Raw genomic sequence first — 21,757 nt, 5'->3', positions numbered from 1 at the left:
TCAGTTCAGGCGACTTTCACCAGGTCGGGCTCAAAGCCCTCGAAGGTCATCTGGTCGGCGTATTTGAAGGTGAGGTCGACCGCCGGCTGGTCATGCACGGTCCAGGTGATCACCGGCATTTTGAGCTTTTCGCGCACGAAGCTGACGAACGGGTTCGGCAGATCGCCGGCGGCATAGGAGGTGAAGGCGAGGTCGTGCGCGAGCATGGCGAAATGCGCTTCGATCAGCTGGTTGTCCTTGCCGTAGGCGGTGAGCCCGGCCGGAATGCCAGGCGCGTCCTTGGCGAAGTCGCGGATCAGCCAATGGTCGAAAGACATGATTGCGACCTTGCCCTTGTAGCGCTTGAGCAGCCGGCCGACGCTCGCCACCAGGCCCTTGTCATGACCGGGAACGCCTTTCAGTTCGACCACAAGCGGCACACGGCCGTCGATCAGGTCGAGCGCTTCCTGCAGTGTCGGCAGGTGGTCCTTCGTGCCGCCGACCTTGAGCGCCGTCAGCTCGGCGGCGGTGCGCTGCCAGATGAAGCCGTCCTGGCCGGTCAGGCGCTTCAGGTCGTTGTCGTGGATGATGATCGGAACGCCGTCGGCCGAGATGTGGACGTCGCATTCGATGGCATAGCCGCGCTCGGCCGCGGCGGCGAAGGCCGACAGCGTGTTCTCCCAGCGCGTCTTGTTCATGTCGTGGAAGCCGCGATGCGCGACCGGGCGGGCAATCAGCCAGGAAAGATCGGTCATTTCAGGCCTCACTCGACTTCGAAGATCGCTTCGATCTCGACCGCGGCGTTGAGCGGCAGCGAGGCGGTGCCGACGGCCGAACGGGCATGTTTGCCGCGCTCTCCGAGCACAGCGACCAGGAAATCGGAGGCGCCGTTGGCGACGAGATGCTGCTCGACGAAATCCGGCGCCGAGGCCACGAAGACCGTGATCTTGACCAGGCGGCGAATCTTCTCCAGATCGCCGAGCGCGGCCTTGGCCTGCGCAAGGATGTTGATGGCGCAGAATTTGGCGCCTTCCTTGCCGGTGGCCGTATCGATATCGCGGCCGAGCAGCCCGCTTGCCTGCAGCTTGCCGTCCTTGAGCGGCAATTGCCCGGCGGTGAACAGCGTGTTGCCGGTGCGGCAATAGGGAACGTAGTTGGCGGCGGGTGCTGCGGCGGCCGGCAGAGTGACGCCAAGATCGCTTAGCCGCTTTTCGATTGTTTCGCTCATTGGTTTTCCCTATTGCTGGAAGGCGCCGCGTTGGCCGGGCCGAAATTGCTATTTTTGCCTCGCTTCCGCCACGACTTTTTTTAAGCTGGACCATCTTTCCCTGCGGCCTGCCCCCCAGCCGCGACGATCGGAGTAACGCATGCGCGCAACGCGCCTTTTCCTTGCCGCCGCCTGTCTTACGGCGGCGTTGCCGATGGCTCCGGCCTTCGCGGTGCCCGCGCTGCAGGCGCATCGCGCCGTCTACGATCTGACCCTCAACAAGGCGTCCGACCGCTCCGGCATCACCGGCATCACCGGCCGCATGGTCTACGAGTTCAACGGCTCGGCCTGCGAGGGCTATACGGTAAAATTCCGCTTCGTCACCCAGATCGTCACCAACGACAACACCAGGCTGACCGACCAGCAGACGACCACCTTCGAGGATGCCGAAGGCAAGACCTTTTCCTTCGTCACCAAATCCTTCGTCGACCAGAACCTCGACAAGGAGGTCAAGGGCACCGCGGTCAAGGAGGCCAAGGGGCTCAAGGTCGATATCGACAAGCCGGAGAAGAACAGCCTGGAGCTGGCGGCCACGCAGTTCCCGACCCAGCATCTGGTCGAACTGATCGGCAAGGCCGAAAAGGGTGAGAATTTCTATCAGACCAATCTGTTCGACGGCTCCGAGGACGCCAACAAGGTGATGACCACGACCGTCATCGTCGGCAAGAAGACGGATGGCGACAAGGCGGACCCGGAAGCGCCGGCGCTGGCCAAGCTCGCCACCGACAAATACTGGCCGGTCGACATCGCCTATTTCGACGACAGCGACAACAAGGGCGAAGAGGTGCCGGAATACCGGATAAGCTTCAAGCTGCACGAGAACGGCATCACCCGCGACCTGGTCATGGACTATGGCGACTTCTCGATGACCGGCAAGCTCGTCAACCTGTCGTTGTTCGACCAGACCAAGCCTTGCCCGGCTTCGAAATAACGCCAAGCGATCGCCGGCGCGCCTGATGGCGGTCTATGTCGATGCGGCGATCTGGAGATGGGCCGGACACCGCTGGTGCCATCTGCTCGCCGACGACACCGATGAGCTGCACCGCTTCGCCTTCGAGCTCGGCCTCAAGCGCTCGACCTATCAGGGCCCGCCCAAGACATCGGCGCCGCATTACGATATCACTGGTTTCGAGCGCGACCGGGCCGTCAGGCTCGGCGCCATCGAATGCAGCCGCGAGGAGATCGTTGCGGTCTTCCGCCGCGTGCGGGTGCCCAACGGAAAGGTAAAACGATGACGGTCGGGCGGATCGCCGCAGGGCGAGCGCGATTTCCGGAGCGCCGCTTGCGTTTACAGCGCTTCCCCTCTATATGCGCGCTCATTCCACACACGGACTTTGGTGTCTGCCCGGGAGAAATCCGGCTGAAACCTCCGGTGGCATCAGGACATCTGTCCGAAGTGCCTGTGTCCGTGGAGGCCAACCGGAAAGGAAACTAAAGAATGGCTCTGCCTGATTTCAGCATGCGCCAGCTTCTGGAAGCTGGTGTTCACTTCGGCCACCAGACCCACCGCTGGAACCCGAAAATGGCGCCCTACATCTATGGCGCCCGCAACAACATCCACATCATCGACCTGTCGCAGACGGTGCCATTGCTGCACCAGGCGCTGAAGCAGGTGTCGGACACCGTCGCCAAGGGCGGCCGCGTGCTGTTCGTCGGCACCAAGCGCCAGGCGTCCGACATCGTCGCCGACGCCGCGCAGCGTTCGGCCCAGTATTATGTCAACTCGCGTTGGCTGGGCGGCATGCTCACCAACTGGAAGACGATCTCGAACTCGATCCAGCGCCTGCGCAAGCTCGACGAGCTGCTCGCTGGCGAGGCTCAAGGGTTGACCAAGAAGGAGCGCCTCAACCTCGACCGCGAGCGCGAGAAGCTCGACAAGGCGCTGGGCGGCATCAAGGACATGGGCTCGACTCCGGACCTGATGTTCGTCATCGACACCAACAAGGAAGCGATCGCCATCCTCGAGGCCAAGCGCCTGGGCATCCCGGTCGTCGCCATCATCGATTCGAACTGCGACCCGGACAAGATCGACTTCCCGATCCCCGGCAATGACGACGCGGCCCGCGCCATCCAGCTCTATTGCGACCTGATCGCCAAGGCTGCCATCGACGGCATCGCCCGCCAGCAGGGCGCGCTCGGCGTCGACATCGGCGCTTCGGCCGAGGCTCCGGTCGAGCCGGCGCTCGATGCTCCGGCTGCCGAGACCCCGGAAGCCTGATCAAGCGAAGGCCGGTTCCGGCCTTCATCTTTCAATAAATTGGCGCGCTAAAGCGCTTCTGCCGAGCGCATCATCGAATCCCGATGGTGCGTCGGCGCATTTTGAACCAAAGAGGCGACAATGAGCATTTCGGCTGCACAGGTCAAAGAACTCCGCGACTTGACCGGCGCGGGCATGATGGACTGCAAGGCGGCGTTGAACGAAACCAACGGCAATATGGAAGAGGCCGTCGACTGGCTGCGCAAGAAGGGCATTTCCAAGGCCGACAAGAAGGCCGGCCGCACGGCCGCCGAAGGCCTGATCGGCGTCGATTCTGGCGTGCGCGAAGCTGCTGTCGTCGAGGTGAACTCCGAGACCGACTTCGTCGCCCGCAACGCGGCCTTCCAGGAGATCGTCGCCAACGTCGCCAAGGTGGCGCTCGCCTATGGCACGACCGAAGCGGTGGCCGCCGCCAAGTATCCGGGTTCCGACAAGTCGGTGACCGACACGATCAAGGACGCGGTCGGCACCATCGGCGAAAATATGGGCTTCCGCCGTTCGGCCAAGCTCACCGTGCCGCACGGCGCGGTGGCGACCTATGTCCACAACGCGGTTGCCGATGGCCTCGGCAAGCTCGGCGTGCTGGTCGCGATCGAGACCACCGGCAATGAACACGCCGCCAACGCCTTCGCCCGCCAGGTCGCCATGCATGTCGCCGCGACCAACCCGCTGGCGCTGACGGCAGAGCAGATCGATCCGGCAGCGGTCGAGCGCGAAAAGGCGATCTTCGCCGACCAGGCGCGCCAGACCGGCAAGCCGGAAGCGATCATCGAGAAGATGGTCGAGGGCCGCTTGCGCAAGTTCTACGAAGAGGTGGTGCTTCTGAAGCAGGCCTTCGTGCTCAACCCCGACATCACCGTCGAGAAGGCGCTGAAGGATGCCGAGAAGGAGATCGGCGCTCCGGCCAAGATCACCGCCTACCTGCGTTACGCGCTCGGCGAAGGCATCGAAAAGGAAACCACCGATTTCGCGGCGGAAGTCGCGGCAGCGGTCAAGAAATAACCCTTACCCGATGGGAGCGCTGTGCGCTCCCTGACGTGAAGGGTTACCAGCTCAGGCAACTCGGCCGGGTGTCCGCATGGATGCCCGGCCGATTTCTTGTGCGGTGTCGATAAAGGCCCTGAGCTTCGGCGCCATCGACGCGCGACGCGGAAAGTAAAGGAAGAGGCCGGGCTCTTCGATCGCCGTCTGCGGCAGGATTTGCGCAAGCCGGCCGGCGGCGAGGTCGGCACGCACCAGCGGCTCGAAGACATAACAGAGGCCGACGCCGGCCAGCGCCAGGTCGATTGCCGCCAGCGAATCCGTGACGACGACCGTGCCACGCGTCTCGACGACGAGATCCTTGCCGTTCTCAGTCAGGTCCCAGCGATACAGGGCGCCGGAACGAACCAGCCGGTAGCCGATGCAGTTATGGTTGGCGAGGTCGGCCACGTCGCGCGGACGGCCGTGCGTTCCGATATAGGCCGGCGAGGCGACGATCACGGCCTTGAATGGCGGCGTCAGCCGGATCGTCACCATGTCCTGCGCGATCATCTCGCCCAGCCTGATGCCGGCGTCGAAACCTTCGCCGACGATATCGACCAGGCCCTGGTCGGTGAGCAGCTCGATCGTCACGTCCGGATAGCGCTCGGCCATCGCCGCGACCACCGCTGTCACGGCCAGCGGAACCGCAATGTTGGGGACATTGATCCTGAGCAGGCCGGACGGCCGGCCCTTGACGGCGCGGATACGGTCCATCCGCTCGGCGATGTCTTGCAGGGCAGGGGCCGCCGTGTCCACCAGCGCCTTGCCGGCCTCCGTCAAGGAAACGCTGCGCGTGGTGCGGGCGAAAAGCGGCTGGCCGACGCGCTCTTCCACCAGCCGCACCGCATGGCTGACGGCCGAAGGGCTCATGCCGAGTTCAGCAGCGGCGAGCGCGAAGCCGCCGCGGCGCGCCACGGCGACGATGACAGGCAGATGCGTGAGGAGATCGCGATCCATTCATGAGCGATATCGCATAGTCCATGCGAACAATGCAATCTTCTCGATGACAGCACTCCGGTCCACATTGTCCACCAACACGGCATTGCGCCGTCACAAGTGGAGAAGAGCCATGAACGCCTTGAGACACGTCACCTTCGTTGCCGGCATGGCGCTGGCGCCCATTGACGTCGGCGGTGCCGAGCCGGCAGGCTGGCAGGCGCTTGCCGACGAGCGCGCCGTCATCCGCATCGCCGACGCCATCGACCGCGCCGTCGATGCGCAGGACTGGAAGCTGGCGCGCAGCTATTTCACCGACCGCGTGACCGCCGATTTCAGCAGCCTTTCCGGTCAGCCGGCGGCCAACATCTTATCCGACGACCTGATCGGCGCCTGGGCCGGCAATCTCAAGGGCAGCAAAACCAGCCTGCATCTGCGCACCAACCATCAGGTCGTGCTTGAAGCGGGCGCCGCGACGGTCCGCTCCAACGGCTATGCCTGGAACCGGATGGAAGGCAATGGCGATCCGCTCTGGGAGGTCTGGGGCACATACGAGCACCACCTGATCCGCTCCGGCGCGGGCTGGAAGGTGGACGGCTTTACCTTCCGCATGACGCATGAGCGCGGCAACCCCTGGGTCAAGGGGACGCCCGGCCAGTGATCTGCCCCTGAACGCCAGCATTTGAGATCGGAAAACATCATGAGCATGAGCTACTACACGCTCGGCAACAGCGGGTTGCGCGTCAGCCGGCTGGCGCTCGGCACCATGACCTTCGGCACCGAATGGGGCTGGGGCGCGGACCGGGACACTGCCCGCGCCTTGTTCGACACCTATGTCGAGGCCGGCGGCAATTTCTTCGACACGGCCGACCTTTATACCGGCGGTACCAGCGAAACCTGGCTCGGCGAATTCGTCGCCGAGCGCGGTTTGCGCGACAAGGCGGTGATCGCCACCAAATTCACCTTCAACGCGGAGCCAGGCAATCCCAATGCCGGCGGCAACGGCCGCAAGAACATCATGCGGGCGGTCGAGGCCTCTCTGAAGCGGCTCGGCACCGACTATATCGATCTCTATCTCATGCATGTCTGGGACAGGATCACGCCGGCCGAGGAGGTGCTGCGCGCGATGGACGACCTCGTCCGCACCGGCAAGGTGCGCTACGTCGGCCTGTCCGACGTGCCGGCCTGGTACGCCAGCCGCGCCCAGGCGATCGCAGAATTGCGCGGCTACGAGCCGGTCTCGGCGCTGCAGCTCGAATATTCGCTGGCCGAGCGCAGCATCGAGCATGAATATGTGCCCTTCGCGACCCGTCACGGCGCCGGCATCATGGTTTGGAGCCCTTTGGCCAGCGGCCTGCTCAGCGGCAAATACAAGCCGACGCAGGACGGCAATGCCGGCCGGCTCGACGGCTTCCGCAACACCACGCATCCCGGCTTCCAGAAATTCAGCGACCGCAACTGGGCGATCGTTGCGGAGCTCGAAAAGGCGGCCGCCGAGATGGGCCGCAGCATGGCCCAGGTCGCGCTCAACTGGGTGGCGACACAGCCTGGCATCGCTTCCGTCATCCTCGGCGCGACGAAGCTCAGTCAGCTCGAGGACAATCTCGGCGCGCTTGATTTTTCGATTCCGCCGGCGCTGCGCATACGGCTGGAGGCCGTCAGTGCCGTGCCGGCGCCGTTCCCGCATTCCTATTTCGGCGCCGACATTCAGGCCCGCGTCACCGGCGGCGCGGTGACCGGCGACAAGCCGGCCGGTTATTCGCCGCCGATTCTGATTGAGGGCGACGCCGTCAGCATCACAAGCAACTGAAGGCGGGCAACTGAAGGCGGGCAACTGATCGAAAAAGCCTGGAATTTTGCGCAAGGGCGCGGCGTGACATCGCCGCGCCCTTCGTGTATCGGGTCGAGCCATCATGACAGCACCGCCTGGCGAAGCGGGGCCGGTTCGCCGCCCGATCGCCGCGCCGCGATTTTCGAGGATTGAGATGACGGTGAAGCCTCTCTATCGACGCGTCCTTTTGAAAGCTTCGGGCGAAGCGTTGATGGGCGAACAGCATTTCGGCATCGATGTCTCGGTGGTGGACCGGATCGCGGCCGACATCGCCGAGGCGCGCCAGCTGGGCGTCGAAGTCGGCGTCGTCATCGGCGGCGGCAACATTTTCCGCGGCGTAGCCGTCGCCTCGAAGGGCGGCGACCGCGTGACTGGCGACCATATGGGCATGCTCGCCACCGTCATCAACTCGCTGGCGCTGCGCACCTCGCTGAACAAGATCGGCGTCGATGCCGTCGTGCTGTCGGCGATCGCCATGCCCGAACTGTGCGAAAGCTTTTCGCAGCGCCAGGCGACCGCCTATATGAACCAGGGCAAGGTGGTGATCTTTGCCGGCGGTACCGGCAATCCGTTCTTCACCACCGATTCGGCAGCCGCCTTGCGCGCCGCCGAGATCGGCGCCGACGCTTTGTTCAAGGGCACGCAGGTCGACGGCGTCTATTCGGCCGATCCCAAGAAAGACCCCGATGCGGTCCGCTTCGACCGCATCAGCCACGCCGAAGTCATCAAACGCGGGCTTGCGATCATGGATACGGCCGCGATTGCACTTGCGCGCGAAAACAACATTCCGATAATCGTCTATTCGATCCACGAAAAAGGTGGTTTCGGCGATATTCTTAGGGGCGGCGGCCATTGCACGGTCGTCACGGACAAATAATCGGGGCAGGGATCCGTCAAACGACTGCGGAACCGCCGACGGCACAAAGACACAAGCAGCGAACCCGGTGAACGGGTCGAGGAGATGATCATGAGTGGCGAGTACGAAGACCTCAAACGGCGCATGGACGGGGCGATCGCGGCCTTCAAGCACGATCTGGCCTCGCTGCGCACCGGCCGCGCCTCCAGCAACCTGCTCGATGCCGTCCAGGTACAGGCTTACGGCACGACGATGCCGATCAACCAGGTTGCCAATGTGACGGTGCCGGAGCCGCGCATGATTTCGGTCTCAGTCTGGGACAAGTCGATGGTCAGCGCCGTCGACCGCGCCATCCGCGAAGCCAATCTCGGCTTCAATCCGATCGTTGACGGCACCAATCTGAGGATTCCGCTGCCCGAGCTCAACGAGCAGCGCCGCAAGGAACTGGTCAAGATCTCGCATGGCTATGCCGAGAACGCCCGCGTCGCGGTGCGCCATGTGCGCCGTGACGGCATGGATTTCCTCAAGAAAGCGGAAAAAGACGGCACCATCGGCGAGGACGACCAGCGCAAGCGCTCCGACCAGGTGCAGAAGCTGACCGACGAGATGATCAGCACCATCGATCACCTGCTTTCCGATAAGGAAGCTGAAATCATGCAGGTTTAGGGTCGGGTTTTCCGGCTCGAAAGCGAGACCATGGCAACGCCCGCGCATGTCGCGATCATCATGGATGGGAATGGACGCTGGGCCAAGGCGCGCGGCCTGCCGCGGCTTGCCGGCCACCGCGCCGGCGTCGAGGCGCTGCGCAAGACGGTGCGCGCCGCGCCCGAACTCGGCATCTCCTATCTGACCGTCTACGCATTTTCCTCGGAAAACTGGTCGCGGCCGAAATCCGAGGTCAGCGACCTGATGGGGCTCTTGAAGCTGTTCATCCGCCGCGATCTCGCCGAACTGCATCAGAACGGCGTGCGGGTGAGGGTGATCGGCGACAAGGACGGGCTGCAGCCCGACATAAGAGGGCTGCTGCAGGAGGCCGAATCGCTGACCGCCGGCAACGAGGCGCTGACGCTGGTCATTGCCTTCAACTATGGCGGCCGCGACGAGATCGTTCGCACGGCGCGCAGGCTGGCGGAGGCCGTGTCGCGCGGCGAGATGGCCAGCGATGCGATCACGGCGGAAAGCTTTGCCGGTTTGCTCGACACCAAGGGCATTCCCGATCCGGAACTGGTGATCCGCACCAGCGGCGAGCTCAGGCTGTCGAATTTCCTTCTCTGGCAGGCGGCCTATAGCGAGCTCGTCTTCCTGCCTTGCTACTGGCCGGATTTCAGCCGCGAGCATCTGGCCGACGCGCTGCGCGATTTTGCCGGCCGCGAGCGCCGATTCGGCGGGCTCGCCGCCCGCGACGTCGCCCTCTAGCGCCGCCCGCCAATGAGCAACCTTCAGCAGCGCGTCATCTCGGCAATCGTGATGGCGGTCGTGACGCTTGCCGTCACCTGGTTCGGCGGCTTGCCGTTCCGGCTGTTTAGCGGGGCGATCGCGGCACTGATCTTCTACGAATGGACGCGCATGTCGCGCCATGCTGGGGGTGCTACGCTTGGCGTTCTGCCGGAGGTGTTGACGCTCGTCTTCATTGTGGCGCTGATTGCAGGCCTGCCTGCCCACTGGCTGCTGCTGCTCGGCGCGATTGTGGTAGCCGCCGTCGCGATTGCCGCGCGGATGCGAGGGGCGGGGAGATGGGAGGCCTCGGGATTGGCCTATGCGGCCCTGTCGGGCTTTTCGTTGGCCTATCTGCGCGACGACAGTCATTCGGGGCTGGTCGCGATTCTCTTCCTCTTCGCGGTGGTGTGGGCGACTGACATCGCGGCCTATTTCGTCGGCCGCGCGGTTGGCGGGCCGAAGCTGGCGCCTTCGATCTCGCCCGGCAAGACGCAGAGCGGAGCTCTCGGCGGCGCAGTGGGCGGCGTCGTCGCCGGATTGCTGCTGGCATTTGCGGCAGGGGCCGGCAATCTGTTGTTGCTCGGCTTCGTCGCGCTGGCGCTCTCGATCGTCTCGCAGATCGGCGATCTGTTCGAATCCTGGGTCAAGCGCCGGCATGGCGCCAAGGATTCCAGCAATCTGATCCCGGGCCATGGCGGCGTCATGGACAGGGTAGACGGGCTTGTCGCGGCGGGTTTTGCCCTGTACGTCATCGGTTGGGTCGCGGCGGGCGCGGACCATCCGGCACTGGGGCTGTTTCCGAGCTGAGACGACGTTGCGGCAGCGGTGAAAAACGGTGCGCGCCACGGATTTGCCCGGATTGAGCCACAGTCGCGGGCGAGTGTCGCGCGGCGGTGAATTTGAGGGCATGACTTGAACGACATCTTCCACGCGCTCTTCAGCACGCAAGGCTTCGTCCTTGGCACGCTGGTGCCGTTCCTGTTCGTGCTGACCGTGGTCGTATTCGTCCACGAGATGGGGCACTACCTTGTCGGCCGCTGGTGCGGCATAGGCGTAAAGGCCTTTTCCATCGGCTTCGGCCCCGAACTCCTCGGATTCTATGACCGTCACGGCACGCGCTGGAAGCTTTGCGCCATTCCGCTCGGCGGTTACGTCAAGTTCGTCGGCGACATGAACGCGACGTCGAGCCAGCCGAGCACCGAGGAGATCGAATCGCTGACCGATGCCGAGCGCGAGGTCGCATTCCACACCCAGCCGATCTGGAAAAGGGCGGCGACCGTCGTCGCGGGGCCGCTCTTCAATTTCCTTTTGACCATCGCCGTCTTCGCGGTGCTGTTTTCGCTTTACGGCCGCCCGGTCATGGAGCCGACGGTGGCGGAAGTCACGGCGGGCAGCCCCGCGGCGCGGGCCGGGATCCTGCCCGGCGACCGATTCGTCAAAGTCGACGGCAGCAAGGTCGAAACCTTCGCCGACGTGCAGCGGCTGGTTCAAGGCCGCGCCGGTGACGCCATCGCCTTCACGATGCTGCGCGACGGCAAGGAAATCACGGTTACAGCGACGCCGGAGCCGATGGAACAGCAGGATCCGTTGGGCAACAAGGTCAAGGTGGCGGTGATCGGCGTCGTCAACAATGCCGAGGTCGGCCAGCCGAGACTGATATCCTACACGCCCGCCGGCGCCGTGGCGGCGGCGGTCGAGGAAACCGGGCATGTCATCGAGCGCACCGGCCAGTTCCTGCAGCGCTTCGTGGTCGGACGCGAGGACAAGTGCCAGTTGGGCGGCCCGATCAAAATCGCAAAAATGTCGGGTCAAGCGGCCAAACTGGGCTTTGAGTGGCTGGTGCAGCTTGTGGCATTTCTGTCAGTCGGGATAGGGATTCTCAATCTCCTGCCGATTCCCCCTCTCGACGGCGGCCACCTGTTGTTCTACGGCGTGGAGGCCATCATAAGGCGGCCGGTTTCGGAACGGATGATGGAGATGGCCTACCGGACCGGCCTGTTCCTGGTGCTCGGCTTCATGGGGTTCGTTTTCTGGAATGACCTGTTTGGGTGCTGAAATCATGAAGAAATTTGGCCTCGGCGCCGGTCATGTTGAGATGCCGTTTACCATGCGTGGGGATATGCGTGACGCGAAAGCCACGCGGTACGGTTAAGTAAATACAAATTAACCGGGAGCCTTGCGTGTAGGGAAAATCCGGTTAATACGGTAAGGGAAAATACCGCACGTCCGGTTTTCTCGCCGTGGGGACTACGAGAAAAAGGTACAAAAGCCCGATGAAGGCAGCATCTAAGTTTCTGAGCGCCGCTTCCGCGGCGGCCCTGTCCGCCGCCCTGGTCGTGCCAGGCGCGCTCGCAGTGCAATTCGTTGCCACATCGGTAGCCGAGGCTGCCGTCGTCAGCAGAATCGAGGTCAGCGGCAACCAGCGCGTCGACGCCGAGACCATCCGCAACTACATCACGATCAAGCCGGGCAAGCCGTTCTCGAGCGCCGACATCGACGACGCCGTCAAGGCGCTGTTCGGCACCGGACTGTTCTCGGACGTGCAGATCAACCAGGTCGGCTCTTCGCTTGTCGTCAAGGTTTCCGAGTACAAGGTCGTCAACCAGGTCCTGTTCCAGGGCAACAAGAAGATCAAGGACAATGCGCTTCAGATGGGCATCCAACTGAAGCCGCGCTCGACATTCTCGCAGCAGGCGCTCGACGCCGATGTCGAGGCGATCAAGCAGGCCTACAAGCGTATCGGCCGCGACGACGCCGGCGTGACCACGCAGGTCATGGACCTCGGCGACAACCGCGTGAACGTGGTCTTCAACATCACCGAAGGCGACCGTACCCAGATCGCCGCGATCAATTTCGTCGGCAACCACGCCTATTCCAGCCGGCGCCTTTCCGACGTCATCAACACCAAGCGTTCGACCTGGCTGTCCTTCGTGCTGCGCGACGACGTCTATGACGAAGACAAGCTGCGCGCCGACCAGGAGTTGCTGCGCCGCTTCTACTACAATCACGGCTATGCCGACTTCCAGGTCGTGTCGGCCGTCGGCGAGCTCGACAACGCCACCAACAAATACACGGTCACTATCACTGTCCAGGAAGGCGATCTCTATACGTTCGGCGACGTCAGCGTCGAGAGCACCATTCCCGAGGTCGATTCGAAGTCACTGCAATCGGTGGTCGAAACCCACAAGGGCGACAGGTACAACGCCAAGGATGTCGAGGATTCGATCATAGCGCTGACCGAGCGGGTCGCGGGTTCGGGCTATGCCTTTGCCCAGGTGACGCCGCGCGGCGACCGCAATTTCGAGAACCACACCATTTCGGTGGTCTACACCATCGATCAGGGCACCAAGGCCTATATCGAGCGCATCGAAATCCGCGGCAACGACCGCACGCGCGACTATGTCATCCGTCGCGAATTCGACGTGAGCGAGGGCGACGCCTTCAACCAGGTCCTTATCCAGCGCGCGAAGAAGCGGCTGGAAGCTCTTGATTATTTCCAGACTGTCGACATTTCCACGGTGCCGGGTTCGGCTCCGGACCAGGTCGTGCTTGTGGTCACCGTGGTTGAGAAGTCGACCGGTGCGTTCTCGGTTGGCGCCGGCTACTCGACGGGCGGCGATACGCCCGGACCGTCTGTCGAAGGTTCGATCACCGAGCGCAACTTCCTCGGCCGCGGCCAGTACATCAAGCTGTCGGCCGGCGGCGGCAAGAATTCGCGCGATTACAGCCTTTCGTTCACCGAGCCCTATTTCCTCGGACGGCGCATCGCAGCTGGTTTCGACATTTACAAGTCGACCAGAGAATACAACAACAGCTACGACGTCGACACCACCGGCGCGACTATTCGTTTCGGCCTGCCGATCACCGACAGCATCTCGACCCAGTTGGCGTACAACATCTCGCAGGAGAAGTATGCCATTGATGACAGTTGCTTGGTCAATGGCGTGTTCACTCAGGGCAGCCCCTGCAACATTTCGCAGGCCGTCCTGAACGGCATACAAGAGAGCCCATGGGTCAAATCGTCGGTTAGCGCCGGTCTGGTGTATAACACCATCGACGACATGAAGAACCCGCATGAAGGTCTCTACATCACTGGGACGACGGAATTCGCGGGCCTCGGCGGCGATGCCAAGTGGGTAAAGCTTACCGGCCGCGGAAGTGTCTACAAGACCTTGTCTGAACAGTGGGACCTGGTCGGCCTGGTTTCGGGCGGCGCCGGCTATATCGCAACCTATGGCAGCCAGGATCTGCGTATCTTCGACTACTTCCAGAGCAATGACCGCATGATTCGCGGTTTCGAATATGGCGGTATCGGTCCGGTTGCTGCTGGAGGCAGTGGCGACCATCTCGGCGGTACGACCTATTTCAATGCCTCGGCGGAAGCCCAGTTCCCGCTGCCGGCCATTCCTGAGAGCTTCGGGTTGCGAGGCGCCGTCTTCGCGGACGCGGCAACCCTCTATGGCAACAAACTCGGCTCAGGTCTTGTCGATCCGGCCACTACCGGCATGCAAGTGCGTGCCTCGGTCGGTGTCGGCCTGATGTGGGCGTCGCCGTTCGGCCCGATCCGCATCGACTATGCGATCCCGGTCAAGAAAGAGCCGACCGACGACGTGCAGGAATTCAACTTCGGTATTGCGACCCGCTTCTGATTTGGTGGTCGCGATTTTCCGGGCCGGTCGACGGCCCGGAGTGGACTGATCCGACCCAGCTGGATATTGCTTCTGGATGACCGATCCGGTGTTCTTCGCGCCTTCACGCCGGTATACGGCTGGCGAGGTCGCGAATCTGACCGGCGCGAGCTTGGTCGATTCTGCGCAGGCCGAAATTGCCATCGATGCCCTGGCCCCTGCCAATGAGGGCGGCAACGGCGCGCTTGTCTTCGTCGACGGCAAACGCAATTTCGCGCTGATGCAGTCGCTCAAGGCTGCCGCGGTGCTGTGTCCCGCCGATTTTGCCGGCAAGGCACCGCAAGGCATCGCGGTGCTGGTGCATCCGCGGCCGCAACAGGCTTTCGCGATGGTCGGGCGCCTGCTGTTTCCGCAGGCAGCCACTCCAGGACCAATGACCGGAGAGACGGGCGTCTCGCGGCATGCTTTCGTCGATCCATCCGCGCATATCGAGGAGGGGGCGATCATCGAGGCGGGCGCCGTGATCGGTCCCGATGTCTCCATTGGCAGCGGCACGGTGATTGCGCCTCATGCGGTGATCGGCCGGTCCTGCAAGATCGGCCGTGACGGCTTTGTCGGCCCGGGCGCCAGCGTTCAGTATGCGCTTGTCGGCAATCGGGTCATCATTCATGGCGGCGCCAGGATCGGCCAGGACGGTTTCGGCTTCGTCGGCGGCGCCAAGGGGCCGGAACGCGTACCGCAGATCGGTCGTGTAATCATCCAGGACGACGTCGAGATCGGCTCCAACTCGACCGTCGATCGCGGCGCGATGTCCGATACGGTCATTGGCCAGGGCACCAAGATCGACAACCTGGTGCAGATCGCCCACAATGTTCGTATCGGCCGCAATTGCATTATAGCCGGCCTTTCGGGTATTTCCGGTTCCGTTGTCGTCGGCGACAATGTCACCATGGGTGGCGGCGTCGGCCTTGCCGACCATCTGACAATTGGGCCAGGAGCTAAGCTTGCTGCGAGAAGTGGGTTCATGAACAACGTGCCGGCAGGCGAGGTCTGGGGTGGTTATCCGGCACAGCCCATGGCCGAGGCCATGCGCGAGATAGCGATGCTGCGCAAGATGGCCCGAACGCGCAAGCAGGGCGACGGAAATGGCTGATACCGTGACGACGACACTCGAGGCGGTAGACATAATGGGGCTGCTTAGGCTCCTGCCGCACCGCTATCCGTTCCTGATGATCGACCGCATCATCGATATCGACGGCAATGACTCGGCCATCGGCATCAAGAACGTGACGATGAACGAGCCGCATTTCCAGGGCCATTTCCCCGAACAGCCGGTGATGCCTGGCGTGCTGATCATCGAGGCCATGGCGCAGACGGCCGGCGCCATCTGTATCCGCAGCCTCAAGACCGCAACGCCGTCGCTGGTCTACTTCCTGACCATCGATAATGCGAAATTCCGCAAACCGGTCGTCCCAGGCGACCAGTTGAAGATCCATGTCAAGAAGATCAAGATGCGCGGCAATCTGCTTAAATTCGCCTGTGAGGCCATGGTGGACGGCGCGAAGGCCGCGGAGGCCGAGATATCGGCTATGATGGTCACCGGCTGACGGTTCGAAATGCTCATGAAAGTCCAGACATCCATCCATCCTTCCTCGGTCGTCGAGGAAGGCGCCCAACTCGGTGAAGGCGTCCGCATCGGACCTTTCTGCTATGTCGGCGCCGACGCTGCGATCGGCGACCGCGTCGAACTTGTCAGCCACGTTTCGGTGCTGGGCGCCACGACCATCGGCGCCGCTACCAAGGTCTATCCGATGGCGACGCTCGGCGCGCCGCCGCAGAACACCAAGCACAAGGGCGGGCGCACCACGCTGATGATTGGGGCCAATTGCACCCTCCGCGAAGGTGTCACGATGCATCTCGGCACCGACACCAGCCGGGGCGAGACGACCGTCGGCGACAACGGCAATTTCCTCGCCTACGCCCACATCGCCCATGACTGCGTGGTCGGCAAGAACGCTACTTTCGCCAATGGCGCGACGCTGGGCGGCCACTGCGAGATCGGCGACAACGTCTATATCGGCGGCCTCAGCGCCGTTCATCAATTCGTACGCGTCGGCGACAATGCATTCCTTGGCGGGTGCTCGGCCTTCGTCGGCGATGTCATTCCCTATGCGATCGCTGTCGGCAACCGCGCCAGCCTGCGCGGCTTGAACATCGTCGGCCTCAAGCGCGCCGGTCTGCCGCGCTCCGAAATCTATCTGCTTCGTAAGGCTTACAGGACGATTTTCGACCGTTCCCGCACCGTCGGGGAGAATGTTGAGATTGCCCGTGCAGAATTCGCTGCGTCGCCGACGGCCATGAAGATCATCGATTTCATCTCCAGCCGCGGCAAACGGCACTACGCCGTCCCGTCGCTCAAGGGCGGCGGCGACGATGACGATGGCGATGACGAGGGCTGAACCCGCGACGTCCAGGCTTTCACTCGCGCCGGGGGCAAAGGTCGGCATCATTGCCGGTGGCGGCAGCCTTCCCGTGGAGGTCGCCAACGGCCTCGCCGCTCAAGGTTATCCACCTTTTATCCTGTTGATGGCGGGCGAGTCTGACCGCGAGCAAGCCCTGCGCCGCTACGAGCATGCCACCCTTGCGCTCGAGCAGGTCGGATCCCTTGTGGGGACACTCAAAAGCCACGGCGTCACACATCTCGTCATGGCCGGCCAGATCAAGCGTCGGCCAAGACTGAGAGACATGCGTCCCACGCTAGGGCTGCTGGCGATCGTGCCATCGGTGGTCATGGCCCTGGCTCGCGGCGATGACGGTCTGCTCAAGGTGCTGACGCGCGGCCTGGAGAAGCGAGGCATCGCGGTTTTGGGCGCGCATGAGGTCGTTCCGGAACTGACGGCCGGCGCCGGCACGCTGACGGCGATTGCGCCGTTGCAATCGGACTGGCGCGACATCGAGGCCGGCCGCGCCGCCGCCAAGGCGATCGGCGCGCTGGATATCGGCCAGGCTGCGATTGCGATCGGCGGACGGGCAATTGCGCTGGAAGGGATCGAAGGCACCGCCGGCCTGCTGGAAAGAACGCGAGAGTTGCGCGGTCACGGCCGGCTTGCCGGCAGGACGCGCGGCGTTTTGGTCAAATGCGCCAAGCCCGGGCAGGAATTGCGCGCCGATTTACCGTCTATCGGGCCGGAGACGGTTGAAGCCGCACACGCCGCCGGATTGGCCGGCATCGCCGTCGAAGCCGGCCATGCGCTCATCCTTGAAGGCCCGACGACGCTGGCGCGCGCCAATGCGCTTGGCCTGTTCATCTTCGGTCTGCCGGCGATGCAGCCGGTTAATGGGGCGCCGGCTCATGGGCAATGACAAGCCTCTGAAGATCGCCATCGTCGCCGGTGAGGAATCCGGCGACCTGCTCGGCGCCGATATCGTGGGCGCGCTCGAGCGATCGACCGGCCGCAAGGTGCAGCTGGTCGGCATCGGCGGCCGGCATCTGCAGGAGCTGGGTTTGAAGCCGCTGTTCGACGGCGCAGAGATCGCCTTGATGGGCTTCAGCGCGGTGCTGCGCGACCTGCCGCGGCTGATGCGGCGCATCAGCCAGACGGCGGCGACGATCGCGGCCGAGCGGCCGGATTGCCTGATCACCATCGACAGCCCCGATTTTTCGCTGCGCGTGGCGAAGAAGGTGCGCGCGGCCAATCCTGCCATCCCGATCGTCCACTATGTCTGTCCAAGCGTTTGGGCCTGGCGGCCGGGCAGGGCGGTGGCGATGAAGCCCTATGTCGATCACATCCTGTGCATCCTGCCCTTCGAGGTGAAGGCGCTTGCCCGTCTTGGTGGACCGCCGGGGACCTATGTCGGCCATCGCCTGACGCAGGATGCGGGCGTGCTCGCCGCCGCCCGGGCGCAGAGCCAGCCGCGCGACCTGTCCGATGATCGCGTCAAGACGCTGCTGGTGCTGCCCGGATCGCGGCGCGGCGAAGTGCGCCGGCTGATCGAGCCCTTCGGCAAGGCGATCTCGGCGCTGCGCCAGCGCGGCCACCGCCTGCGTCTGCTGTTGCCGACGGTGCCGCATGTCGCCGACCTGGTGAAGGCATCGGTCGCGAGCTGGGACGAGAAGCCGGAAATCATCACCGAGCCGGAACGCAAATGGCAGGCCTTCGGCAAGGCCGATGCGGCGCTGATCGCGTCGGGGACCGTTTCGCTAGAGCTGGCGCTTGCCGGCGTGCCGATGGTTTCCTGCTACAAGCTCGATCCGATCGCGCGGCAGCTGCTGCAGCATATGGTGACCACATGGTCGGCGCTGCTGCCCAATCTGATTTCCGACCGCGCTCTGGTTCCGGAGTTCTACGACCAGTATGTCCGGCCGGACAACCTGGCCCGGCAACTGGAAGCTCTGTTTGCCGACACCGGCGCGCGCGCCTGGCAGAAGGCCGGCTTTGCCGAGATTGCCAAACGAATGGCGACCGAGCGGCCATCCGGCGAGATCGCCGCCGAGGTGGTGATGGGATGCGTGAGGAAGGCAGTAGCGAGTAGGAATTAGTGAGTAGTGAGCGGCTCAAAGCGCTCCAACACTCTACTCACTACTCCCTATTTGCTACTCACTCACCGCTTTGCAATCGGCACGTAGTCGCGTTCCGTGGCGCCGGTGTAGAGCTGGCGCGGACGGCCGATCTTCTGGTGCGGATCCTCGATCATTTCCTTCCACTGCGCGATCCAGCCGACGGTGCGGGCGACGGCGAACAGCACGGTGAACATGGTGGTGGGGAAGCCCAGCGCCTTCAGCGTGATGCCGGAATAGAAGTCGACATTCGGGTAGAGCTTCTTCTCGATGAAGTACTCGTCGGTCAGCGCGATCTTTTCCAGCTCCATGGCGATATCGAGCAGCGGATCGTCCTTGATGCCGAGCTCGCCCAGCACCTCATGCGCGGTCTTCTGCATGATTTTCGCACGAGGATCGTAATTCTTGTAGACGCGGTGGCCAAAGCCCATCAGCCGGAACGGATCGTTCTTGTCCTTGGCGCGGGCGATGAATTCCGGGATGTGATCGACATGGCCGATCTCGCCCAGCATGTTCAGCGCCGCTTCGTTGGCGCCGCCATGGGCCGGGCCCCACAGGCAAGCGATGCCGGCGGCGATACAGGCGAAGGGATTGGCGCCCGACGAACCGGCGAGGCGAACGGTCGAGGTCGAGGCGTTCTGCTCATGGTCGGCATGCAGGATGAAGATGCGGTCCATGGCGCGCGCCAGCACCGGATTGATCTTGTACTCCTCGCAGGGCACCGCGAAGCACATGTGCAGGAAGTTGGCGGCGAAGCCGAGATCGTTCTTCGGGTAAATGAAGGGCTGGCCGATGTGGTACTTGTAGGCCATCGCCGCGATCGTCGGCATCTTGGCGATCAGGCGCATCGAGGCGATCATGCGCTGGTAGGGGTCGGAGATGTCGGTCGAGTCGTGATAGAACGCCGAAAGCGCGCCGACCACGCCGCACATCACCGCCATCGGATGCGCGTCGCGGCGGAAGCCGGTGAAGAAGCGCGACATCTGCTCGTGCACCATGGTGTGGCGCGTCACTCGGTAGTCAAAGTCGTCCTTCTGCGCCTTGGTCGGCAGTTCGCCGTAGAGGAGGAGATAGCAGACTTCGAGGAAGTCGCCATGCTCGGCGAGCTGGTCGATCGGGAAGCCGCGATGCAGCAGGATGCCGGCGTCGCCATCGATGAAGGTGATGCCGGACTCGCAGCTTGCCGTCGAGGTGAAGCCCGGATCGTAGGTGAAGGCGCCGGTGGTGCCGTAGAGAGCGCCGATGTCGATGACGTCAGGCCCGACCGTCCCGCTTCGTACCTTGAATTCGTGGGTCTTGCCGTTCAATTCGAGCGCGGCGGTCGCCGGGTGCGCCTTGCTGACCGTATCCAGTTTCTTCGCAGCTTCGCTCATTCTCAAACTCCTTTTGTATTCCTCATGCCGGCAAGGCAATCCTGCCAACGACACGTGAAGTCACCGGAATGCGCGAACTCGCCACCGCATTTTAGGAGGTGCGTGCCAGATTGGGCCAAGGCCTAATGTTGCACTGCGAAACACACCTTTCAATGCCAATCTTCTTGGGCCAGTTCACACCTAATCGATTTGATCGCCGATCCGCGCCAGGCTCTCCTCGCGGCCGAGCACGGCAAGCACGTCGAAGACGCCGGGCGAGGTGCTGCGGCCGGTCAGCGCCGCACGCAGGGGCTGCGCCACGGCGCCGAGCTTGTGGCCGCCGGCCTGCGCGAAATCGCGGATCGCGGCCTCGGCCGCAGCCGCGCTCCAGTCGCCGGAAACCGCGGCCAGCGCCTGATGCGCGCCGCGCAGAACCGCGCGCCCATCGCCGTTGACGAGGCCCGCGGCCTTCTCGTCGAGCGACAGCGGCCGCTCGGCAAACAGGAACGCCGCGCCGTCGAGAAGCTCGACCAGTGTCTTGGCGCGCTCCTTGAGGCCGGGCATGGCGGCAAGCAGCTGCGCCTTGCGCTTGTCGTCGAGCTTCACTGCAAGTGTGGCGCCGCCTTCGAGATAGGGCAGCGTGGCGACAAAGATGTCGAACAGCGTCTGATCGTCCATCTTGCGCATATGGACGCCGTTCAGCGCGTCGAGCTTGGCGAAGTCGAAACGCGCCGCGCCCTTGTTGACGTCGCCGATGTCGAACCAGGAGACCATGTCCTTGACCGACATCACCTCGTCGTCGCCATGGCTCCAGCCGAGCCTGGCCAGATAGTTGAGCAGCGCCTCGGGCAGGTAGCCCATGGCGCGATAGGCCTCGACGCCGAGCGCGCCGTGCCGCTTCGACAGCTTGGCGCCGTCAGCACCGTGGATGAGCGGGATATGCGACATCGACGGCACATCCCAGCCCATGGCGTTGTAGATCACCGTCTGGCGCGCGGCGTTGGTCAGATGGTCGTCTCCCCGGATGATATGGGTGACGCCCATGTCATGATCGTCGACGACGACGGCATGCATGTAGGTCGGGACGCCATCCGAGCGCAGGATGATGAAGTCGTCGAGATCCTTGTTGGGGAAGCGCACCTCGCCTTGCACGCGGTCGTCTACAACGGTCTCGCCGGCGGTCGGCGCCTTGATGCGGATGGCGCCCTTGACGCCAGCGGGCGCCTCGGAAGGATCGCGGTCGCGCCAGGCGCCGTTGTAGCGTGGCGGCAAGCCCTTGGCCCTGGCTGCCTCGCGCATCGCCTCGAGCTCCGCCGGCGTCTCGTAGGCATAGTAAGCCTTGCCCAGCCGCACCAGCTCCTCGGCCACCTCGCGGTGGCGCGCCGCGCGCGCGAACTGGGAGACGGCCTCGCCGTCCCAAGAAAGGCCGAGCCAGGTCAGCCCGTCCAGGATCGCGGCGGTCGCCGCCTCGGTGGAGCGTTCGCGGTCGGTGTCCTCGATGCGCAAGAGCATCGTGCCGCCAGTGTGCTTGGCGTAGAGCCAGTTAAACAGCGCTGTGCGCGCGCCGCCGATATGCAGGTAGCCTGTCGGCGAGGGGGCAAAACGGGTGACGACCTTGTCGGACATTTAACTC

At 63.7% G+C, this 21,757-nt stretch carries 22 protein-coding genes; 17 read left to right on the top strand and 5 right to left on the bottom strand.

What is annotated here, in order from left to right; translation table 11 throughout:
* Nucleotides 1-5: 5 nt before the first annotated feature.
* Both FJ988_RS03570 and FJ988_RS03565 read right to left on the bottom strand, forming a co-directional pair.
* Nucleotides 6-734, bottom strand: coding sequence for a glycerophosphodiester phosphodiesterase (locus FJ988_RS03570; protein WP_140815390.1), 729 nt, complete (start codon nucleotides 732-734; stop codon nucleotides 6-8).
* A gap of 8 nt (nucleotides 735-742) precedes the next feature.
* Nucleotides 743-1,207, bottom strand: a complete 465-nt coding sequence (locus FJ988_RS03565; RefSeq protein ID WP_140815389.1) for a RidA family protein — start codon at nucleotides 1,205-1,207, stop codon at nucleotides 743-745.
* 139 nt (nucleotides 1,208-1,346) lie between these two features.
* Between FJ988_RS03565 and FJ988_RS03560 the strand changes: the two genes are divergently transcribed.
* The 4 genes from FJ988_RS03560 to tsf all read left to right on the top strand — a co-directional run bounded on the left by FJ988_RS03560 (nucleotide 1,347) and on the right by tsf (nucleotide 4,505).
* Complete coding sequence (locus FJ988_RS03560) at nucleotides 1,347-2,177, top strand: cell envelope integrity EipB family protein (RefSeq protein ID WP_140815388.1); 831 nt, start codon at nucleotides 1,347-1,349, stop codon at nucleotides 2,175-2,177.
* A gap of 25 nt (nucleotides 2,178-2,202) precedes the next feature.
* Nucleotides 2,203-2,481, top strand: coding sequence for a DUF4031 domain-containing protein (locus tag FJ988_RS03555; protein WP_140815387.1), 279 nt, complete (start codon nucleotides 2,203-2,205; stop codon nucleotides 2,479-2,481).
* Nucleotides 2,482-2,684: 203 nt separating this feature from the next.
* Nucleotides 2,685-3,464, top strand: a complete 780-nt coding sequence (rpsB, locus tag FJ988_RS03550) for a 30S ribosomal protein S2 (protein WP_140815386.1) — start codon at nucleotides 2,685-2,687, stop codon at nucleotides 3,462-3,464.
* A gap of 120 nt (nucleotides 3,465-3,584) precedes the next feature.
* Nucleotides 3,585-4,505 carry a translation elongation factor Ts gene (tsf, locus tag FJ988_RS03545; protein ID WP_140815385.1) on the top strand — a complete coding sequence of 307 codons (921 nt, stop codon included), beginning with the start codon at nucleotides 3,585-3,587 and terminating at the stop codon, nucleotides 4,503-4,505.
* A gap of 51 nt (nucleotides 4,506-4,556) precedes the next feature.
* On the opposite strand, the gene FJ988_RS03540 is transcribed toward tsf, so the two are convergent.
* Complete coding sequence (locus FJ988_RS03540) at nucleotides 4,557-5,483, bottom strand: LysR family transcriptional regulator (RefSeq protein ID WP_140815384.1); 927 nt, start codon at nucleotides 5,481-5,483, stop codon at nucleotides 4,557-4,559.
* 112 nt (nucleotides 5,484-5,595) lie between these two features.
* Between FJ988_RS03540 and FJ988_RS03535 the strand changes: the two genes are divergently transcribed.
* The 13 genes from FJ988_RS03535 to lpxB all read left to right on the top strand — a co-directional run bounded on the left by FJ988_RS03535 (nucleotide 5,596) and on the right by lpxB (nucleotide 18,754).
* On the top strand, nucleotides 5,596-6,123 hold the full coding sequence (locus FJ988_RS03535) for a nuclear transport factor 2 family protein (protein WP_140815383.1): 528 nt from the start codon (nucleotides 5,596-5,598) through the stop codon (nucleotides 6,121-6,123).
* A 39-nt stretch (nucleotides 6,124-6,162) separates the two neighbouring features.
* The gene (locus tag FJ988_RS03530) at nucleotides 6,163-7,272 is read left to right on the top strand and encodes an aldo/keto reductase (protein WP_140815382.1); all 1,110 of its coding nucleotides are present in this window, start codon (nucleotides 6,163-6,165) and stop codon (nucleotides 7,270-7,272) included.
* Between the two features lie 175 nt (nucleotides 7,273-7,447).
* The gene (gene pyrH, locus FJ988_RS03525) at nucleotides 7,448-8,170 is read left to right on the top strand and encodes a UMP kinase (RefSeq protein ID WP_140815381.1); all 723 of its coding nucleotides are present in this window, start codon (nucleotides 7,448-7,450) and stop codon (nucleotides 8,168-8,170) included.
* Between the two features lie 90 nt (nucleotides 8,171-8,260).
* Entirely contained in the window at nucleotides 8,261-8,815 is a 555-nt protein-coding gene (gene frr, locus FJ988_RS03520) for a ribosome recycling factor (RefSeq protein ID WP_140815380.1), read from the top strand.
* Nucleotides 8,816-8,845: 30 nt separating this feature from the next.
* Entirely contained in the window at nucleotides 8,846-9,565 is a 720-nt protein-coding gene (locus tag FJ988_RS03515) for an isoprenyl transferase (protein WP_140815379.1), read from the top strand.
* A gap of 12 nt (nucleotides 9,566-9,577) precedes the next feature.
* Nucleotides 9,578-10,393 carry a phosphatidate cytidylyltransferase gene (locus tag FJ988_RS03510; RefSeq protein ID WP_140815378.1) on the top strand — a complete coding sequence of 272 codons (816 nt, stop codon included), beginning with the start codon at nucleotides 9,578-9,580 and terminating at the stop codon, nucleotides 10,391-10,393.
* Between the two features lie 105 nt (nucleotides 10,394-10,498).
* Complete coding sequence (gene rseP / locus FJ988_RS03505; protein WP_140815377.1) at nucleotides 10,499-11,641, top strand: RIP metalloprotease RseP; 1,143 nt, start codon at nucleotides 10,499-10,501, stop codon at nucleotides 11,639-11,641.
* 218 nt (nucleotides 11,642-11,859) lie between these two features.
* Entirely contained in the window at nucleotides 11,860-14,235 is a 2,376-nt protein-coding gene (bamA, locus tag FJ988_RS03500) for an outer membrane protein assembly factor BamA (protein ID WP_140815376.1), read from the top strand.
* 76 nt (nucleotides 14,236-14,311) lie between these two features.
* Complete coding sequence (gene lpxD, locus FJ988_RS03495; RefSeq protein ID WP_140815375.1) at nucleotides 14,312-15,367, top strand: UDP-3-O-(3-hydroxymyristoyl)glucosamine N-acyltransferase; 1,056 nt, start codon at nucleotides 14,312-14,314, stop codon at nucleotides 15,365-15,367.
* Entirely contained in the window at nucleotides 15,360-15,821 is a 462-nt protein-coding gene (fabZ, locus tag FJ988_RS03490; RefSeq protein ID WP_140815374.1) for a 3-hydroxyacyl-ACP dehydratase FabZ, read from the top strand. Before lpxD ends, fabZ begins: the two co-directional genes overlap by 8 nt.
* Nucleotides 15,822-15,836: 15 nt before the next feature.
* Nucleotides 15,837-16,673, top strand: a complete 837-nt coding sequence (gene lpxA, locus FJ988_RS03485) for an acyl-ACP--UDP-N-acetylglucosamine O-acyltransferase (RefSeq protein WP_140815373.1) — start codon at nucleotides 15,837-15,839, stop codon at nucleotides 16,671-16,673.
* Nucleotides 16,660-17,577 carry an LpxI family protein gene (locus FJ988_RS03480; RefSeq protein WP_140815372.1) on the top strand — a complete coding sequence of 306 codons (918 nt, stop codon included), beginning with the start codon at nucleotides 16,660-16,662 and terminating at the stop codon, nucleotides 17,575-17,577. Before lpxA ends, FJ988_RS03480 begins: the two co-directional genes overlap by 14 nt.
* A complete protein-coding gene (lpxB, locus tag FJ988_RS03475; RefSeq protein WP_140815371.1) occupies nucleotides 17,567-18,754 on the top strand; it encodes a lipid-A-disaccharide synthase in 1,188 nt (395 codons plus the stop codon). The genes FJ988_RS03480 and lpxB overlap by 11 nt, the downstream gene beginning before the upstream one ends.
* A 62-nt stretch (nucleotides 18,755-18,816) precedes the next feature.
* Here the strand turns inward: lpxB and gltA are convergent, their stop codons facing one another.
* Entirely contained in the window at nucleotides 18,817-20,145 is a 1,329-nt protein-coding gene (gene gltA, locus FJ988_RS03470) for a citrate synthase (protein WP_140815370.1), read from the bottom strand.
* A gap of 180 nt (nucleotides 20,146-20,325) precedes the next feature.
* Nucleotides 20,326-21,750, bottom strand: a complete 1,425-nt coding sequence (gltX, locus tag FJ988_RS03465) for a glutamate--tRNA ligase (RefSeq protein ID WP_140815369.1) — start codon at nucleotides 21,748-21,750, stop codon at nucleotides 20,326-20,328.
* Between the last annotated feature and the right edge of the window lie 7 nt (nucleotides 21,751-21,757).

Source organism: Mesorhizobium sp. CU3 (assembly GCF_006442965.1).
Classification (GTDB): Bacteria; Pseudomonadota; Alphaproteobacteria; order Rhizobiales; family Rhizobiaceae; genus Mesorhizobium.
The sequence above is the reverse complement of the archived record's forward strand: the minus strand, read 5'-3'. Positions and strand labels throughout refer to the sequence as shown.

Excerpts from the sequence above, each read along its gene's own strand:
- FJ988_RS03570 (WP_140815390.1), bottom strand. The coding sequence starts at position 734 with ATGACCGATCTTTCCTGGCTGATTGCCCGCCCGGTCGCGCATCGCGGC.
- FJ988_RS03565 (WP_140815389.1), bottom strand. The coding sequence starts at position 1,207 with ATGAGCGAAACAATCGAAAAGCGGCTAAGCGATCTTGGCGTCACTCTG.
- FJ988_RS03560 (WP_140815388.1), top strand. The coding sequence starts at position 1,347 with ATGCGCGCAACGCGCCTTTTCCTTGCCGCCGCCTGTCTTACGGCGGCG.
- FJ988_RS03555 (WP_140815387.1), top strand. The coding sequence starts at position 2,203 with ATGGCGGTCTATGTCGATGCGGCGATCTGGAGATGGGCCGGACACCGC.
- rpsB (WP_140815386.1), top strand. The coding sequence starts at position 2,685 with ATGGCTCTGCCTGATTTCAGCATGCGCCAGCTTCTGGAAGCTGGTGTT.
- tsf (WP_140815385.1), top strand. The coding sequence starts at position 3,585 with ATGAGCATTTCGGCTGCACAGGTCAAAGAACTCCGCGACTTGACCGGC.
- FJ988_RS03540 (WP_140815384.1), bottom strand. The coding sequence starts at position 5,483 with ATGGATCGCGATCTCCTCACGCATCTGCCTGTCATCGTCGCCGTGGCG.
- FJ988_RS03535 (WP_140815383.1), top strand. The coding sequence starts at position 5,596 with ATGAACGCCTTGAGACACGTCACCTTCGTTGCCGGCATGGCGCTGGCG.
- FJ988_RS03530 (WP_140815382.1), top strand. The coding sequence starts at position 6,163 with ATGAGCATGAGCTACTACACGCTCGGCAACAGCGGGTTGCGCGTCAGC.
- pyrH (WP_140815381.1), top strand. The coding sequence starts at position 7,448 with ATGACGGTGAAGCCTCTCTATCGACGCGTCCTTTTGAAAGCTTCGGGC.
- frr (WP_140815380.1), top strand. The coding sequence starts at position 8,261 with ATGAGTGGCGAGTACGAAGACCTCAAACGGCGCATGGACGGGGCGATC.
- FJ988_RS03515 (WP_140815379.1), top strand. The coding sequence starts at position 8,846 with ATGGCAACGCCCGCGCATGTCGCGATCATCATGGATGGGAATGGACGC.
- FJ988_RS03510 (WP_140815378.1), top strand. The coding sequence starts at position 9,578 with ATGAGCAACCTTCAGCAGCGCGTCATCTCGGCAATCGTGATGGCGGTC.
- bamA (WP_140815376.1), top strand. The coding sequence starts at position 11,860 with ATGAAGGCAGCATCTAAGTTTCTGAGCGCCGCTTCCGCGGCGGCCCTG.
- lpxD (WP_140815375.1), top strand. The coding sequence starts at position 14,312 with ATGACCGATCCGGTGTTCTTCGCGCCTTCACGCCGGTATACGGCTGGC.
- fabZ (WP_140815374.1), top strand. The coding sequence starts at position 15,360 with ATGGCTGATACCGTGACGACGACACTCGAGGCGGTAGACATAATGGGG.
- lpxA (WP_140815373.1), top strand. The coding sequence starts at position 15,837 with ATGAAAGTCCAGACATCCATCCATCCTTCCTCGGTCGTCGAGGAAGGC.
- FJ988_RS03480 (WP_140815372.1), top strand. The coding sequence starts at position 16,660 with ATGACGAGGGCTGAACCCGCGACGTCCAGGCTTTCACTCGCGCCGGGG.
- lpxB (WP_140815371.1), top strand. The coding sequence starts at position 17,567 with ATGGGCAATGACAAGCCTCTGAAGATCGCCATCGTCGCCGGTGAGGAA.
- gltA (WP_140815370.1), bottom strand. The coding sequence starts at position 20,145 with ATGAGCGAAGCTGCGAAGAAACTGGATACGGTCAGCAAGGCGCACCCG.
- gltX (WP_140815369.1), bottom strand. The coding sequence starts at position 21,750 with ATGTCCGACAAGGTCGTCACCCGTTTTGCCCCCTCGCCGACAGGCTAC.